16 protein-coding genes are annotated in these 14,858 nt (G+C 71.0%); 8 read left to right on the forward strand and 8 right to left on the reverse strand.

Translation table 11 applies throughout. The features are described from left to right. Window positions 1–37 precede the first annotated feature (37 nt). Window positions 38–3,334, forward strand: a complete 3,297-nt coding sequence (locus AC1DYG_RS16310) for a S8 family serine peptidase (RefSeq protein ID WP_477640916.1) — start codon at window positions 38–40, stop codon at window positions 3,332–3,334. Between the two features lie 52 nt (window positions 3,335–3,386). Here AC1DYG_RS16310 and AC1DYG_RS16315 read toward each other — a convergent pair whose 3' ends face one another. After that, window positions 3,387–3,773 carry a hypothetical protein gene (locus AC1DYG_RS16315; RefSeq protein WP_477640917.1) on the reverse strand — a complete coding sequence of 129 codons (387 nt, stop codon included), beginning with the start codon at window positions 3,771–3,773 and terminating at the stop codon, window positions 3,387–3,389. A gap of 72 nt (window positions 3,774–3,845) precedes the next feature. Continuing rightward, a complete protein-coding gene (locus AC1DYG_RS16320) occupies window positions 3,846–4,115 on the reverse strand; it encodes a DUF7218 family protein (RefSeq protein ID WP_477640918.1) in 270 nt (89 codons plus the stop codon). A gap of 157 nt (window positions 4,116–4,272) precedes the next feature. Here AC1DYG_RS16320 and AC1DYG_RS16325 point away from each other — a divergent pair, with 157 nt between their 5' ends. Both AC1DYG_RS16325 and AC1DYG_RS16330 read left to right on the forward strand, forming a co-directional pair. Further along, on the forward strand, window positions 4,273–4,773 hold the full coding sequence (locus tag AC1DYG_RS16325; protein ID WP_477640919.1) for a DUF6328 family protein: 501 nt from the start codon (window positions 4,273–4,275) through the stop codon (window positions 4,771–4,773). Window positions 4,774–4,792: 19 nt separating this feature from the next. Further along, on the forward strand, window positions 4,793–5,446 hold the full coding sequence (locus AC1DYG_RS16330) for an MBL fold metallo-hydrolase (protein WP_477640920.1): 654 nt from the start codon (window positions 4,793–4,795) through the stop codon (window positions 5,444–5,446). Window positions 5,447–5,449: 3 nt separating this feature from the next. On the opposite strand, the gene AC1DYG_RS16335 is transcribed toward AC1DYG_RS16330, so the two are convergent. Further along, window positions 5,450–5,599 carry a hypothetical protein gene (locus AC1DYG_RS16335; protein ID WP_477640921.1) on the reverse strand — a complete coding sequence of 50 codons (150 nt, stop codon included), beginning with the start codon at window positions 5,597–5,599 and terminating at the stop codon, window positions 5,450–5,452. A gap of 156 nt (window positions 5,600–5,755) precedes the next feature. Here AC1DYG_RS16335 and AC1DYG_RS16340 point away from each other — a divergent pair, with 156 nt between their 5' ends. After that, window positions 5,756–7,678, forward strand: coding sequence for a DUF362 domain-containing protein (locus tag AC1DYG_RS16340; RefSeq protein ID WP_477640922.1), 1,923 nt, complete (start codon window positions 5,756–5,758; stop codon window positions 7,676–7,678). Next, window positions 7,675–8,808, forward strand: coding sequence for an NAD-dependent epimerase/dehydratase family protein (locus tag AC1DYG_RS16345; RefSeq protein WP_477640923.1), 1,134 nt, complete (start codon window positions 7,675–7,677; stop codon window positions 8,806–8,808). Before AC1DYG_RS16340 ends, AC1DYG_RS16345 begins: the two co-directional genes overlap by 4 nt. Here the strand turns inward: AC1DYG_RS16345 and AC1DYG_RS16350 are convergent. Genes AC1DYG_RS16350 through AC1DYG_RS16370 form a run of 5 tightly spaced genes read right to left on the reverse strand, consistent with a single transcriptional unit; the run spans window position 8,756 to window position 12,655 of the window. Further along, complete coding sequence (locus AC1DYG_RS16350; protein ID WP_477640924.1) at window positions 8,756–9,466, reverse strand: hypothetical protein; 711 nt, start codon at window positions 9,464–9,466, stop codon at window positions 8,756–8,758. The two genes, AC1DYG_RS16345 and AC1DYG_RS16350, sit on opposite strands and share 53 nt — an antisense overlap. A 10-nt stretch (window positions 9,467–9,476) precedes the next feature. Beyond that, window positions 9,477–10,265, reverse strand: coding sequence for a hypothetical protein (locus tag AC1DYG_RS16355; RefSeq protein ID WP_477640925.1), 789 nt, complete (start codon window positions 10,263–10,265; stop codon window positions 9,477–9,479). Window positions 10,266–10,270: 5 nt separating this feature from the next. Next, window positions 10,271–10,936 (reverse strand): COG1470 family protein, encoded by a 666-nt coding sequence (locus AC1DYG_RS16360; RefSeq protein WP_477640926.1) that lies wholly within the window; start codon window positions 10,934–10,936, stop codon window positions 10,271–10,273. A gap of 7 nt (window positions 10,937–10,943) precedes the next feature. Beyond that, window positions 10,944–11,399: a hypothetical protein gene (locus AC1DYG_RS16365; RefSeq protein ID WP_477640927.1), complete on the reverse strand. Its 456-nt coding sequence runs from the start codon at window positions 11,397–11,399 to the stop codon at window positions 10,944–10,946. Next, window positions 11,399–12,655: a hypothetical protein gene (locus AC1DYG_RS16370; RefSeq protein ID WP_477640928.1), complete on the reverse strand. Its 1,257-nt coding sequence runs from the start codon at window positions 12,653–12,655 to the stop codon at window positions 11,399–11,401. Before AC1DYG_RS16370 ends, AC1DYG_RS16365 begins: the two co-directional genes overlap by 1 nt. Window positions 12,656–12,936: 281 nt before the next feature. On the opposite strand from AC1DYG_RS16370, the gene AC1DYG_RS16375 reads away from it, so the two are divergent. From AC1DYG_RS16375 to AC1DYG_RS16385, 3 genes are read left to right on the forward strand one after another with little or no spacing between them, the layout of a single operon-like run. After that, entirely contained in the window at window positions 12,937–13,440 is a 504-nt protein-coding gene (locus tag AC1DYG_RS16375; protein WP_477640929.1) for a hypothetical protein, read from the forward strand. Between the two features lie 60 nt (window positions 13,441–13,500). Beyond that, on the forward strand, window positions 13,501–14,049 hold the full coding sequence (locus tag AC1DYG_RS16380; RefSeq protein ID WP_477640930.1) for an RNA polymerase sigma factor: 549 nt from the start codon (window positions 13,501–13,503) through the stop codon (window positions 14,047–14,049). Between the two features lie 26 nt (window positions 14,050–14,075). Beyond that, the gene (locus tag AC1DYG_RS16385) at window positions 14,076–14,819 is read left to right on the forward strand and encodes a hypothetical protein (RefSeq protein WP_477640931.1); all 744 of its coding nucleotides are present in this window, start codon (window positions 14,076–14,078) and stop codon (window positions 14,817–14,819) included. Window positions 14,820–14,858: the final 39 nt, after the last annotated feature.

Genomic DNA, 14,858 nt, shown 5'->3' on the forward strand with positions numbered 1-14,858 from the left:
TCAGGAGGACCTGCAGGATGACTGAAGGGACACCACCGTGACCGGACGACGCATCACGCGCCGCGGCATCACGACGATCGCTGGGATCGCTGCGGCAGGACTTGTCGCAGCAGCAACTGCCCCCATGGCGGGCGCAGACCCCGGAGACCGCGTAGCCGGCAATGACAAGGCACCCATGGCCCAAGCGGCCCAGGGCAAGATCAAGAAGCCGAAGGCGAACGACAAGCTCGGTCAGCACGACCGCGAGCTGCTCACCAGGGCCCAGGACAAGGGCACGCCGCGCGTGACCATCATGGTCGCCACCGGCAAGGGGCAGGCAACCGCCGTGGCCAAGAGCATCAAGGCCGCCGGCGGCTGGGTCGCCAAGGTCAGCGACAAGTACGGCTACGTCAGCGCCAGCGTGCCGACCGGCAAGGTCGACGGTTTGGCCAAGTCCTCGGCCATCCTCGCGGTCGACCTCAACGAGTCGATCTCGCTCCCCAAGCCCGAGGCGGAGCAGACCGACGCGACAGCTGCGGCGGCGCCCCAGCCCGCGCCCGGGGCCGGCACGTCGAACGACAACCCCTACATGCCGACCCGCGACATCGGATCGATCGCCTTCAAGAACGCCCACAACACGTGGGACGGCCGGGGCGTCACGATCGGTGTCATCGACTCCGGCGTCGACCTGGACCACCCCGCCCTGCAGACGACCAGCACCGGTGAGCGCAAGATCGTCGACTGGGTGACGGGCACCGATCCGCTGCTCGAGAGCGACGGGTCCTGGCGAGCCATGCTGACGAGTGTGACCGGCCCGACGTTCCCCATCACGGGCGCGGGCACCTGGACCGCTCCGGACGCCGGAACGTACAAGTTCAACCGGGTCTCGGAGAGCATCTCGGCCAACGACGAGGCCGCCGGTGACTTCAACCGCGACGGTGACAAGACCGACCGCTGGGGCATCCTCTACAACGAGACGACCCACGACATCTGGGTCGACGCCAACCAGGACCAGACGTTCTCCGCGGCCGAGAAGATGCGGCCCTACAAGGAGCACTTCGACGTCGGCCACTTCGGAACTGACAACCCGGCCACGGCGATCGCCGAGTCCATGCCGTTCACCGTCGAGTACCGCGAGGACGTCGACCTGTCGGCGGCGGGCCTGCCCGGCCAGAAGGCCGACTTCGTCAACATCGGTGTCGTCGAGGCCGCCCACGGCACCCACGTCGCCGGAATCGCCGCCGGGCACAGCCTGTTCGGCGGAGCGATGGACGGCCAGGCGCCCGGCGCCAAGATCGTCTCGACCCGCGCCTGCTCGTGGGGCGGTGGCTGCACCGCGGTCGCGCTGACCGACGGCATGGTCGACCTCGCCGAGAAGCGCGGCGTCGACGTCATCAACATGTCGATCGGTGGCCTGCCTGCCCTCAACGACGGCAACAACGCCCGGGCCCGGCTCTACGACGCCCTCATCGACGGCGGCGTCCAGCTGGTCATCTCGGCCGGCAACAGCGGCCCCGGCATCAACTCGATCGGCGACCCGTCGGTCGCCACGAAGGTCATCAGCGTCGCCTCCTCGGTGACCAAGGAGACCTGGCTGTCCAACTACGGCGCCGAGGTCTCCTCGGCCCTGGCCCTGCACAACTACTCCTCGCGCGGCCCGCGTGAGGACGGCGGCTTCAAGCCCAACGTCATGGCACCCGGGTCGGCGGTCTCCTCGATCCCGACGTGGCAGCCCGGTGGTGCGGTCCCCGAGACCGGCTACTCGCTGCCTCCGGGCTACGCGCACTTCAACGGCACGTCGATGGCTTCGCCGCAGACTGCCGGCGGCGTGGCCCTCCTCCTGTCGGCCGCCAAGGCCACCGGCGTGGACGTGACCACCCGACAGCTGCGCGACTCGCTCTACAGCTCGGCCGACTACGCCCCGAACGTCGAGGCCATCGGACAGGGCGCGGGTCAGGTGGACATCCCCGGAGCCTGGGAGCTGCTGAAGACCAAGCCGTCTGCCCAGGACATCACCACGACGGCCCCGGTCTGCACCCCGCTGTCGGACCTCCTGGCAACGCCGAACCAGGGTCCTGGTGTCTACAACCGCTGCGACGCAGGGCACGGCGGCCAGGTCTCGGGCGAGTACAAGACCTACATCGTCAAGGCGACGCGCACCAGCGGAGCCGGTGGCCGGGTGACGCACAACCTGCGCCTCGTCGGCAACGACGGCACCTTCTCCCTGCCGGCCAGCAGCCGTCCGATGCCCAAGGGTGAAACGGTCGACATCCCGGTGAAGGCACGCACGAGCACTCCGGGCACCCACTCGGCGATCCTCGAGATCGACGACCCCGCAACCAAGGTCGTCGACCAGCGCGTGCTGCTCACCGTGGTCCTCTCGCAGGACCTCGCGGCACCGTCCTACGCGAAGACCACGTCGGACTCGGTCGAACGCAACCTCACCAAGAAGGTCTACGTGACCGTCCCGCAGGGTGCCAAGGCCCTGCAGGTCAACCTGAGCGGCGTGCAGGCGGGTGGCCAGGTTCGCTGGATCGCCTTCAACCCGTACGGCGTTCCGGTCGAGTCGACGTCGTCGCTGGTGTGCTTCACCAACTTCAGCGACCCGTCGTGCAACAGCACCTCACGGAGCTATGCCAACCCGCTGCCCGGCATCTGGGAGCTGGAGGTCGAGGCGCGGCGCACCACGCCGACCCTCGCCAACCCGTTCACCCTCGCCGCCGCGGTCCAGGGTGTGGTCGTCGATCCGGCGTCCCAGACCCTCGCCTCGGTGACGGCCGGCCAGCCGGCTCCGGTGTCGTGGACGGTGACCAACCAGTTCGGTCAGGTCAGTGCCACGCCTCAGGGCGGGGTCCTCGGTAGTGCGGTCTCCGGCCGCAACACGATCGCCAACCACGAGGTGAAGGAGTTCCAGGTCGTCGTGCCTGCGGGCGCCACGCGCCTCACGGCGACGATCGGGAGGCCGTCCGACCAGGGCGCCGACCTCGACCTGTTCGTCCTGCGCGGCGGCGTCGTCGTCGCCCAGCAGGCCGACGGCGACTCCGAGGAGTCGGTGACCATCACCAACCCGGTGGCAGCCACCTACACCGTGCGGGTCGACGGGTACGCCGTCCCGAGCGGCAGCACGCAGTACGACTACCTCGACGTGTTCTTTAGCCCCGCGCTGGGTTCGTTGACGGTCCCCGCGACCGTTCTCGACCTCGCGCCCGGTGCCTCGGCGCCGGTCACGGGCCAGCTCACGGCGAACGCGGCCCCGGCTGCTGGTCGTCAGCTCTTCGGTGAGATGCGGGTCCTCTCCGACCAGGGCGCGGTGCTCGGCACCGGCTCGGTCGTGGTCGGCTCCGTCACGCCGTAACCCGCTCGACCACCGGACCCCGCAGCCCTCGTGGCTGCGGGGTCCCGTGCGTTCAGCGCTCCAGCACCTCGTCCACCCAGAGCGGCCGTCCTTGTTGGCAGGTGGTCGCCATGCCCTGCATCACAAACCCCCGCACGGTGACCCTGTCCCCGGCCGCCAGCCCCGATGTCTGACCGACCAGAACCCACAAGCCCTCGCCCTCGCCCTCGGTCAGGAGGAGACAGCCGGACTCCGCCCCGTCGGCCAGCGTGCCGGCCACGGTGACCACGCGTCCACGGCCCGGAGGTGAGGTGACGGTGAGGTCCTCGGTGAACGAGGACGGCTCGGCCGACGATGACGGGCCGGCCGACCTCGGGCCGACCGCAGGCGTGTCCCCGACGGCGCCGCAGCCGGCGACCGCCAGCAGCAGGCACCCCGAGAGGACCATCCGCATCGTCACGCTCCCATCATCACCCCGCGCGGGAGCTTCTGGCACTCAGCTGGTTTCGGGCACTCCGCCGGTTTCGGGGACTCAGTGGTTTCGCAGGGCGCGGATCAGCTCGGACTTCGACATCGAGGACCTCCCGTCGATACCGATCTCCTTGGCACGCTTCATCAGCCGGTCCTTGGTCCAGTCGTCATAGTCACCGCTCTCGCCGCCCTTCGTGCTGACGGCGGAGCGGGACGTGTTGGCCGCGGCGTTGGAGATGCGGGCGGCCTTCTCCTTGCTGGCGCCGTCGTCTCGCAGCGCTTCGTAGAGCGTCGGGTCCTTCACGGACGGTCCGGGCTTGCGTTGCGGCATGACTTTCTCCTGATCCGTCGGTGGGCGCCGGTCGAGGACTTCGACGGGCTGATTCCACCTTCACCGTCGTACCCATCGATCGCCACCCGAAACGTTTTACGGGGTGAGCTTCCCCGTTGCGCTGGCTGGAGCAAGCCAGCTGGGGTACATCTGGACCATGAGCGAGGAACCTCTCAACCGTGGTCGCCACGAGACCCCAGAGGAGAGGCTCGACCGCAACTGGGACGAGCTGCTCCAGGAGCTGCGCGTCGTGCAGACCGGCGTGCAGATCCTGGCGGGCTTCCTGCTGACCCTGCCGTTCCAGCAGCGGTTCACCGAGATCGAGGAGGTCGACCGAGCGGTCTACCTCGTCGCGTTCTGCCTCACGGTGGTCGCCACGGCGTTCCTCGTCGCCCCGGTCGCCTCCCACCGCCTGTTGTTCCGCAGGCGCGAGAAGGCCACCCTCGTCGCCATCGCCCACGTCTGCGCGCGCATCGGCCTGGTCGCCCTCGCGTTGGCGGTCAGCACGGTGGCCTTCGTCATCTTCGACGTCGTCACCGGCAGAGGCGGGGCGGTGGCGGCCGCGAGCGCCATCCTCCTGCTCTTCCTCGTGAACTGGCTGCTGCTGCCGTTGGGTCTGCTGCGCCGTGACCAGGCCTCTGCCAATGACCGCACCTGAGGTGCGCGAGGATGGGGGCATGCCGGACATCGCAGCTTCCCCGGGCGGCGTGCGCATCCAGCGCGTCGTCACCGCAGGCACCTTCGACCGACCCGGGGGGCCGCTCACCCTCGAGAACAACACCTGGGTCATCGGCGACGAGGCAGAGTGCCTGGTCATCGACGCCGGGCACGACGGTCGCGCGATCGTGAAGTCGATCCCGCGCGAGCAGCGGGTGCAGGGTGTCCTCATCACCCACGGTCACTTCGACCACCTCGATGCGGTCGGCGAGGTCTGCGACGGCACGCGCGCCCCGGCCTACCTGCACCCACGGGACCGGTTCCTGTGGGACGAGCTCTATCCCGTGACCCCCGACCGCGAGCTGGCCGACGGCCAGACGCTGACGGTCGGCGACGTCGAGCTGCAGGTCCTCCACACGCCGGGCCACACCCCCGGGTCGGTCTGCTTCCACGCGCCGTCACTCGGCGTCGTCTTCACCGGCGACACCTTGTTCCCGGGCGGGCCCGGAGCCACGCGGCACGACTACAGCGACTTCGACACGATCATCGACTCGGTCCGCGACCGCCTGTTCAGCCTCCCTGATGACACCGTGGTGCTCCCGGGTCATGGGGACTCGACCGTCATCGGCGCCGAGCGACCCCACGTGCAGGAGTGGATCGACCGGGGCTGGTGAGGTTCAGGTGAAGAGCAGCACGCCCGCGATGACGAGCAGGACCGCGGCGACGTAGACGAGCAGGACCGCGGCGGCGACGACGGCGGCGCTGTGGCTCAGCCACCACCGGGTCTCGTGGTGGGGGACGTGCAGGTGGGCGAGTGCTGTGCGCATGGGCGCACCCCCTTGGGGTTGGGAACCGGCCTCTCTCGAGACTAGGACGCTCAGCCGTCCTGTCCAGCCCGCCACGCCGCTCGCGGGCTCCCAGGGCGGCCCATCCACGGGCTCGCGCCCCTGTCGCTGGCGAGGTCGCGCTGGTTTCATGGACGGGTGGCACCACGGGGCGTGCCGAGCCGGGATCCGCTGGCCTGCATCGTGGTCAGGGGCGGAGACGCCCACGCCCTGGCCTCCGCCACCAGCCGGCTGGCCCCCTCGTGGCAGGGACCGGCCGTCGTCCTCGCCCGCCTCTGCCAGCCGACACCCGTGAGTGCTGCCGTGGTCAATGCGGTGGTCGACCTGCTGCACGACGAGGGTTGCGCGCCGGTGACCGTCGGCACGAGCCTGCACTCCTACGACCGCGACCGCGGCCACTACTCGGTGGCCGACCTCGCGCGCCTGGCCGGCCTCTCGGGCCGCACGCCGCGGGGCCGGTCCTACGTCGTGGTCGACCTCGGCGTGGAGCTCGTCGAGGCGCCGGTTCCCCAGGCGAGCGTGCTCTCCGGTCACCCGGTCTCGCGACTGTGGGCCGAGGCCGGCTCGCGGGTGGTCGTCGCCCGCGCCGTCACCGACCTCGTGCACGGGTATGCCGCCTGCCTGGCCACGCTGCTGGGCGCGGCACCGGAGGTGGCCGGCGCAGACCCTGCCGACGTCGCCGTCGACCTGCTCGCCAACCTCCCGCCCACCCTCGCCGTGGTGGATGCCCTGTCCGCCAGCGTCGGCCCGGACGGCGCCCGACTCCCCCGGCCGATCGACAGCAAGACCCTCGTCGTCGCGACCGAGGTGCTCGCCGCCGACAGCGCGTGTGCCGCCCTGCTGGGACTGGACCGTGCCGTGTCGGGTCTGGTGGGGCGGGCGGTGCTGGCTGTTGGCGCTCCGGGCGGCCGGACCGAAGGACTCCTCACTCCACTGCCCGGCGCGCAGGCGGCCCACCCCCTGGCCCGGGCCGCGGCCCGATCGGTCGCCGCCGAACCCCGGTTGGCCCGAGTGCTGAGCGCGGCGACGGGCGGTCCGGACGAGGGGGCGCAGTCCCCCGACCCCGTGCTCTCCACCGTGCGAGCCGTGCTGACCCCTCTCGTGGGCGCCGCGGACGACCCTCTCGGTCACCTGCCCCTCACGACCGTCCTGGGCGGGGTCGCCACCCTGCGTCAGGGGACGCTCGCCTGGGCCACCGGGGCGGACAAGGCGACCGTCGACCGACGGGAGGTGCCGCTGGGATTCGACCCCGCGGCATACCCGGAGGTGGCCTTTGACGGCCTGCCGGACTTCGTCGCACCGTTCGAGGCCCTGCTCGACGGGTTGCCGGACAACGCCGACGGCATGCGCTGGCGACTCGTCGACGGCGCGACGGTCTTCGAGGTCGGGCGCGACATCAGGGCCGACTTCGACGAGTTCGTCGCCCGCGTGGACGTGGCCGCCGGGATCAGCCTGATGGCCGACTACCTGGGTGGGCGCCGGGTCGCCCTGCCGGCCGCCGCCGCTGGGGGCGCCACGTCCGCCGTCACGCGCACCCGTCAGGCCGAACGCAACCTCTACCTCCCCCAGCCCAACTACCTGGCCGCCTGGGGTGGCGAACCGATCGACGTCTGCAAGATCGAGCTGGTCGAGCTGAGCGCCGACTGGCATCGACTCACCTGGCGAACTGTCAACAGCCCCAACGGTTCTGCTGAGTTCGACGACGGCAGCCTGACGTTCACCCGCACCTCTTCAGGCATCCGCGCGGTGGTCCGCGGGCGACAGCTGTTCGCCCTCCCCACGGCCTGGGCCGGTGTCGACCTGGCTGCCGTCCCGGAGCTGCGCAACCCGCTGCTCGAGGAGGCCTACCGGCGGTTCTTCACCACGACGTTCGACAACCTCGAAGCCTGCTTCGAGGGACGCGAGTTCCGCATCGGCCGGCCGCCGATGGACCCCACCGAACCGCTGCTCACGCAGTCCCTCGACCTGCTGCTAGGCGCCCTCACCCCGACGGTCAAGCCCGAACCCTCCGACGACGAGGTCGATGCCCAGGGCTTTCGCCACGTCAGGGGACACCGGTGAAGATCGCTGTCACCGGTGCCACGGGGCTGGTCGGCGGCCAGGTCGCGAACGCCGCCCTCGCGGCCGGCCACGAGGTCCTGGCCATCACCCGGCCCGATCCCGAGCGGCGCGAGTCGACCTTGCAGGTCGGCGGTCACACCGTGGCGCGGGCTGCCGCCGCCCTCACGGACACCGACTCCCTCACCCGAGGGCTGCGCGGCATCGACGGCCTGGTCCACTGCGCCGCGGTCTACGCCTTCGGCTCGGCGCGGGCCGACGAGGTCGAGCACGTCAACACCGAGGGCACGCGCGCCGTCCTCGAAGCGGCCGCTGCGGCCGGCGTCTCCCGCGTGGTGGTCACCAGCTCATCGGTGAGCTGTGGTTCGAGCCTGCTTCCCCGATCCAGGTCGGAGCGTGACCACCTCGGCACCGAACCCGCGCCCGCCTACTACGCGAGCAAGGTGGCCCAGGAGGAGGTGGCGCTCGAGACCGGGCGACGACTCGGCATACCGGTGGTGCTGGCCCTGCCGACCGTCGTGCTCGGCGGGCCGTTCACCCGCCTGGCTCCCAGCAACGCCATCGTCCTGCGCTACCTGCTCGACCCCACGCGCAGCACCTACGCCGGTGGCTGCAACGTCGTCGACGCGCGCGATCTCGGCGCCGGCCACGTGGCGATGCTCGAGCGCGGGGTCGCCGGCGAGCGCTACCTCCTGGGCGGCGAGGACCTCAGCTGGCGGATGCTGCACACCCTCGTCGCCGACCTCGCGGGGCTGCCGGGACCGTATGCCGAGATGCCCGCCGGGAGTGCGTGGGCCCTGTCCGCCGCAGCCGAGTGGTGGGCAGGGCTGCGCGACGAGACCCCACTGACCACGCGCGAGGAAGCCTCCACCATCGGCCGGTTCTACTGGTACACCTCGGCCAAGGCCCACGACCTCGGGTATGCCGCGCGGCCGGCTCGCGCCGCTGTCGCCGCCTCGCTGGCGTGGTTGGCGGTCAGCCCCGACCTGCCGAGGTGGGCGCGCGAGGGCCTGCGGCTGCACCCCGAGGTGCGTGCCGCGCGAGACCTCGTGGCCGCCCCCCTGGCGGGGACGGGCGACCTCAGTCCGCGACCTCGACGGTCACCTCCAGCGTGGCCTCGTCGCCGCCACTGACCACGACGCGCCCGACGTACTGCTCACCCGGCTGGACCACGTCCTCGTCGAGGTTGGCCTCGATCCGCACCTGGTACTCACCGCCGGCGGGGATGGTGACCCGGTCCGGGTCGACGGTCAGGGCCACCGCCACCACCGTGCCGGTGGCGTCACGCAGCTCGCTCGGTTCGAGCTCGACCCGACGTGCCCGCGGGTGCCGGTTCACTACCGTGACCGAGGACTGCGCGGTCTGCCCCACGGCGGCGCGCAACAGCACCCGCGCGAGACGCACGCCGTCGTCCTCGTCCTGCGGGGGCGCCGGTGGGGCAGTGCCGTTGTGGGTGTCCGCGCTCCTTCGGCGGGGCCGGGAACCGGCGCCGGCAGTGGTGGCGTCGCTGATGATCCGGGCCGCGCTTCGCGTGCCCAGCGCCATCAGCTCGCTCGCGTAGTCGAAGCCGAGCGCTCCCGCTTCGCGCCAGTAGCGCGCACCCTCGCGGCTGACGGCGTCGAGGTAGGCCCGGCTCGTCGACGACCGATCCACATCACCGGACAACGTCGCCCGGCCCAGCTCGAGGGACTGCTTGGCGAGAGCCGCCTGCGCCTGCAGCGCCTGCCGGGCGAGCTCGGTGATGCGCGCCAACGTCTCGTCCGCAGCCGCCGTGTTCTTCGAGTCGGTCATCGTCGTCCTCCTAGCAGCAGCATCCGCAGTCACACCCGACCTCGACGGCGTCGCAGTCGGCCGGCAGCACCACGACGGCCACCCGCTGCGGTCGGGCGCACCCTTCGAAGCGGACGTCGGCGTAGGCGCTGACGCACGACTCCACGTCGGTCGTCCGCCGGGTCCTGCCGACGAGGACGTCGACCGAGGCTGCAGCAACATCGCCCTCCTCGGTGTCCTTGGTGCCCTTGGTGTCCTTGGTGTTCGACGAACCGTCGTCGGCGCCGCCTCGAGTCGAGATGAGCAGTCGGACGACCCGGTCCTCGCACGGCCCCAGGACGACCTTCTCGTCCTCCAGGACGGCCCGGACCTGGAGGTCGTCGCCGGAGCAGCCGTGCCAGGGCCCGACCTCGAGGGACACCTCGCGCTCGCGGCGCCACGGGTTGTGCAGCCGGAACGGCACCACCCGCAGCTCCCCTGCCCTGGCGTGCACGACGACGTCGGCCTCCGGCACACAGCAGTCGCAGACATCGCGACAGCCACAGCTGTCGTGGCGCCGATGACCTCTGTCCTCCCGACAACCTGCGCCGGAATCCCCACAGCCGCAGCCCTTCTCGCCTTGGTGGTGACCCCCCTTGCGCTGGTGACCGGGCGCGAGGCCCGGAGCACCCGGCATACCGAGGCCGGCGGCTGCCACGACCGGCGACCAGGCTTGCGACCACTGGTCCCAGGCCGTGGTCGACTGGTCCATCCACTGCTGGACGGCCCCGGCGAACCCGTCGCGGAGGGTGGTGAGGTACTCGGGTGCGGTCGTGCTCATGGTGATCACTCCGATGGGTCGCGGGGCAGGATGATGACGTCGAGATCGGCTGTGCCGACAGGGATCCGTGCGGTATGCCGCCGGGTCGGGTCGAGCTCCTCGGGCACTGTGAGGCGCCCCTCGAGGACCGCCGTGCTACCGGGCGCCACGGTCGCCGCGGCGGTCAGCGTGAGGGTGACGTCGGGACCGGCGTCGGGATCCGGACTGCCGTCGTCGGTGCGGGCACGCACGACCGCGGCGAGAGGGATGGCGAGGTTGCCGTCGTTGACGACCGTCAGGGTGAGCGCGTGACTCCCGACGTCGGCGAGGACCCGCCGCGGCGAGACGTGCATCGACAGGTCTGGTTCGACCCGGAGCACAGCCTTCCGACGGATGCCCCCGACCTCGACCTCCGCGGCATACTCCCCAGGCGGGGTGTCCGGCTCGAGCCGGAAGGACACGGGCAGGTCAGCCGTCGCGCCGGGGGCGATGACGGCGGCGCCGGAACCGGTCAGGGCCTGCAGACCCGCACGGTGCAGGGTCAGCCCACGCACGGCGACCCGTTGGTCGACGGCGTTCTCGACCGAGATGGTGGCCCGCAACAGGCCGGGCGGCCCGGTCAGGACGATCGGGTCGGCGGCTGGCTTCCTCGCGGCGGCGGCCTTGGTGGGCTTGCGACGGGCGGTCGTCATGGGAGGCTCACAGGTCGATCACGACGGGACCGTGGTGCTCGGGCCGGATGTGCGTCGTCGTGCTGCCGCGCACGGTGATCGCGAAGAGCTCAAGGCCGAGCACCGACCAGCCCCAGGTCTGTTCGTAGGGCGTGCAGACCTCGGTGGCAGGAGGGGGACCGAGCTCGAGCCGGACGCAGGTGTCCACCGCCACCGGCTTGAGGTCGACCGAGGACGTCGAGTCCACGCTCGACGTGGTGTTGACGGTGGACGTCGTCGTGACCGGTTCGAGCGTGACGGGTTGGAGCGTGATGGTCGAGTCGGTGTGGACCGTGTTCTCGCCGTTGTTGGTGTTCGTGGTGCCCCCGGCGAGCGTGAGGTTCATGCCGTCGAGCCCGGTGAGCGTCGAGGTCACGTCGGCGGTGACGTCGGAGCTGAACGTGTTCCCGCCGAAGACGGTGGTGTCGATCGTGTAGTCGGCCATCAGCGGGCTCCTGCGGGACGGTGTGCATCGGACGAGGGTGCGTCGGGACTGACGAGGTAGGAGTGGTGGAAGCCCAGCCGTGGGTCGCCCCAGGCCCCCAACCGCGAGTCGAACTCCTGGAGCTCCGGCATGACGATCCGGTCGCGCACCTCCAGGGAGGGATAGTCGTAGACGGTGATGTGGTTCTGGCCCCGGTTGGCCGTGAACAGCAACGTCTGGTCGGCGGAGAGCTGGCAGGCGTAGATCCCGTCGACCAGGGCGCCACGACTGACCCGCAACGACTCGGCATACAGCTGGGAGTTGCTGAAGAAGTTGCCCCGCATCACGGATTCGGCGAAGGTCGTCGCCGACTGGCGGGTGAGCGCCAGGCTCTCCAGGGCCCCCGGGTGCTCGTCGATGAGCCGGTGCCGGCTCAGGGTGAGCAGGTCGACGAAGACCACGGTGTGGCTGCCACCGGTGCAGAAGATCAGCTCGGAGTCGGAGATCGTCACGTCGGAGTTGATGTGGGCCGGCAGGTCGCGGTCGGCGGCCCAGTGCCGCACGATGCGTCCGTCCTCGGCGTCGATCTCGAAGGCGTACTGCCGCAGCCACGCCATCCCCCAGTGCTCCCAGTCGGAGCGGTCAGCGGCATTGACCCGGAAGGAGATCGCATAGAAGACGTCGAGGACCGGGTGGCAGACCACGTGCCAGCAGGTCGTGGGCAGCACGATCCGGCGCACCTCGCCGGTGACCGTGTCGAGGATGCCGACCTCCTTGGCCTCACCCCTCGTCGGGTGGTCCATCCCCCCGTAGACGATGTAGCGACCGGAAGCGGTCCGCTTCATGGCGTGCGGGATCTTGAGTCCGTGCGGTGCGATCTGCTCGGCCTTGGTCAGCCGGTTCACGTCGAGCTTCCACAGGTGCTCGCCGATCGAGGTGACGAACTGCGTGTCGTCGAGCCAGACGACGTGGGTGCTGCCCTTGATGGTCGTGTCGGGGACCTCGAAGCGCAGGGTCGAGACGCGGTCGGCCTCCTCCAGCGTCGCGAGGTCGTAGAAGAGCAGGTGCTGACCGGTGTTGCCCAGGAAGCCGATCCGTCTGCTCGGGTCGACGCTCGGCGCGTGACCGCCGGAGGCCCCGGAGAAGTACGTCACCTTGTAGGCATGGTCCCCGGTCATCGGGTCGTAGTGGAACAGGCACACGCCCGCCCTGCCCTCGAGACCGTTCAGTCCGTTGCCGTCGAGGGCGACGTGAAACGCATATGGGTAGGTCCGCACTGGCAGCCCCGGCCTGCTCAATTACCCCGACGGACCCGGCGGGCCGCCGCTTTCACCGTACTCGGGCTCCAACGGCCTCGAAAGGGCTCAACGCCCATCCAGTGAGACCAACCGCGCCCACCCGCACCAGGATGCCCGTAATGTCGGAATGACCAGTGCGCTGACCGGAGAGCGGCACCACGTCGGGTAAAGACTTCGTCAACTACGCCGGTGCGCGTAACCCCCGCCCCCTGCCGGGCGATGACCACCCTGGAACCCGTCCCCCGCGAGTAAGGACAGTCATGGCCCGCACCCTCCCCGTTCGTCGCAAGGTCCTCGGAGCCGGCGCCGCCGCAGCCGTCCTCGGCGCCATCGGATTCGGCGCCGCCCAGGCGGCAACTTCGCCGGTCTCCCACGCCCGACCCGCCGTCTCCGTGACCACCTCCGACGACGAGACGCAGCCCGAGGACACGACCACGAGCGCCACCGACGACAGCGAGAGCGCCGAGCCCAGCGAGTCGGAAACCTCAGAGCAGTCGGAGGCTCCCGAGACAGAAGCCGAACACACGACCCACTCGCACACGTCCACGGCAACCCACACCGAGTCCAGCGACGACCAGGGTGAGGACGGCGACGACCAGGGTGAGGACGAGGACGACCAGGGTGAGGACGGCGACGACCAGGGTGAGGATGGTGACGAGACCGACCACTCGGAGCACGCGTCGGCCAGCTCGACCACGACCCACGACGACGGTGACGACGACCACGGTGACGACGACGGCGAGGACGGCGGCTCCGACGACTGACCCACGGTTCCGAGAACATCGTTCCGGGCGCGGGGCACCGAGTCCTGTCACCCTGACACCGTGAACCAGGTCACCGACGAGCTCGTCGCTGCGGCGGTCGCGGGTGAGTCCGGGGCGCTGCGGTCGGTGTACGACGCGTTGGCGCCGCGCGTGGCCGGGTACCTGCGGGCCCATGGGTCCGCCGACCCGGAAGCGCTCACGCAGGACGTGTTCCTCACGTTGTTCCACCGCTTGCCTGACCTCACGGGTGGCGCGGCGGGCCTGCGGACCTTCACGTTCTCGCTGGCACACGCGAGGGTGGTCGACGAGCTACGAGCCCGCCATCGGCAGCCCGTCAACGTGCCGTACCTGCCCGAGGATGACCGCAGGGCCACTGAGTCCGCCGAGACTGTCGCCGTTCGCACCCTCGGCGCCGAGCAGGCCATGGCGCTGGTCGCTGCCCTCAACGACGGCCAGCGCGAGGTGGTCCTCCTGCGGGTCGTGGCAGGCCTCAGCCTCGAGGAAACGGCGGCCGCGACCGGCCGCAGCGTGGGCGCGGTCAAACAGCTCCAGCGTCGCGGCCTCCTGGCCCTGCGCACGACCGCCCGAGCCCAGGGCGTAACCCCATGACCGGACCGACGATGACACCTAGCGACATGAACTCCACTCCCGAACACGCCGGTCAGCACGACCTCGACGCCGCTGGCGTCGAGGTGGTCCTGACTGGTGCCCAACCCTCGGGCGACCCTGCCCTCGACACGGCGCTCGACGCGTTGCGCGCCCTCGTCACCGCGGCACCGGAGCCCAGCGGCGAGCTCGCCCGGCTGCTCGGGCCCGTCGTCGTCCCGGCGCCCGGAGACGAGCTGGGTCGACGCCGCCAGGGCGGCGCCCGACACGTCGCGACAGGGACGACGGTCGTCGCCGGGATCCTGCTCGCGACCGCGACGGCTGCGGCGGCCATCGGCACCTTGGCAGACACCGAGCACGCGGCGCGCCCGACTCCCCCGCCCGCGGTGGTGTCCCCTCCCGCGGCGACCGTGCCACACCCGGTCGGCACCACGCCGACCGAGCTGCCCAGCCTCGCGATGGCCTGGCCAGACGCAACCCACGAGAAGTCCGAGAATTCCTCGACCACGCGGGGCGGAAGGGTCGGCCCCGGGTCGGTGCCCACCACCGCACCGCACGACGAGGACTCGGACGACCCCACCGAGGCGGACGAACCCGGTGAAGGGGACGGCAGCGACCACGAGGGCGAGGACGAGCCGTCGACGGGATCCAGCACAGAGCCCGCGGACGAGGACGAGGACTCGTCGGGTTCGGGCTCGTCAGCGTCAGGCTCGTCGGGTTCGGGCACGGGTGACCCCGACGGGGAGGACGACGGCGACGCCGTCACGCGCTAGCGACCGCAGTGCTGTCTCTGAGGCTCGTCGCCACCGGGG

The sequence above is a fragment of the Pedococcus sp. P1_H8 genome (assembly GCF_056405175.1).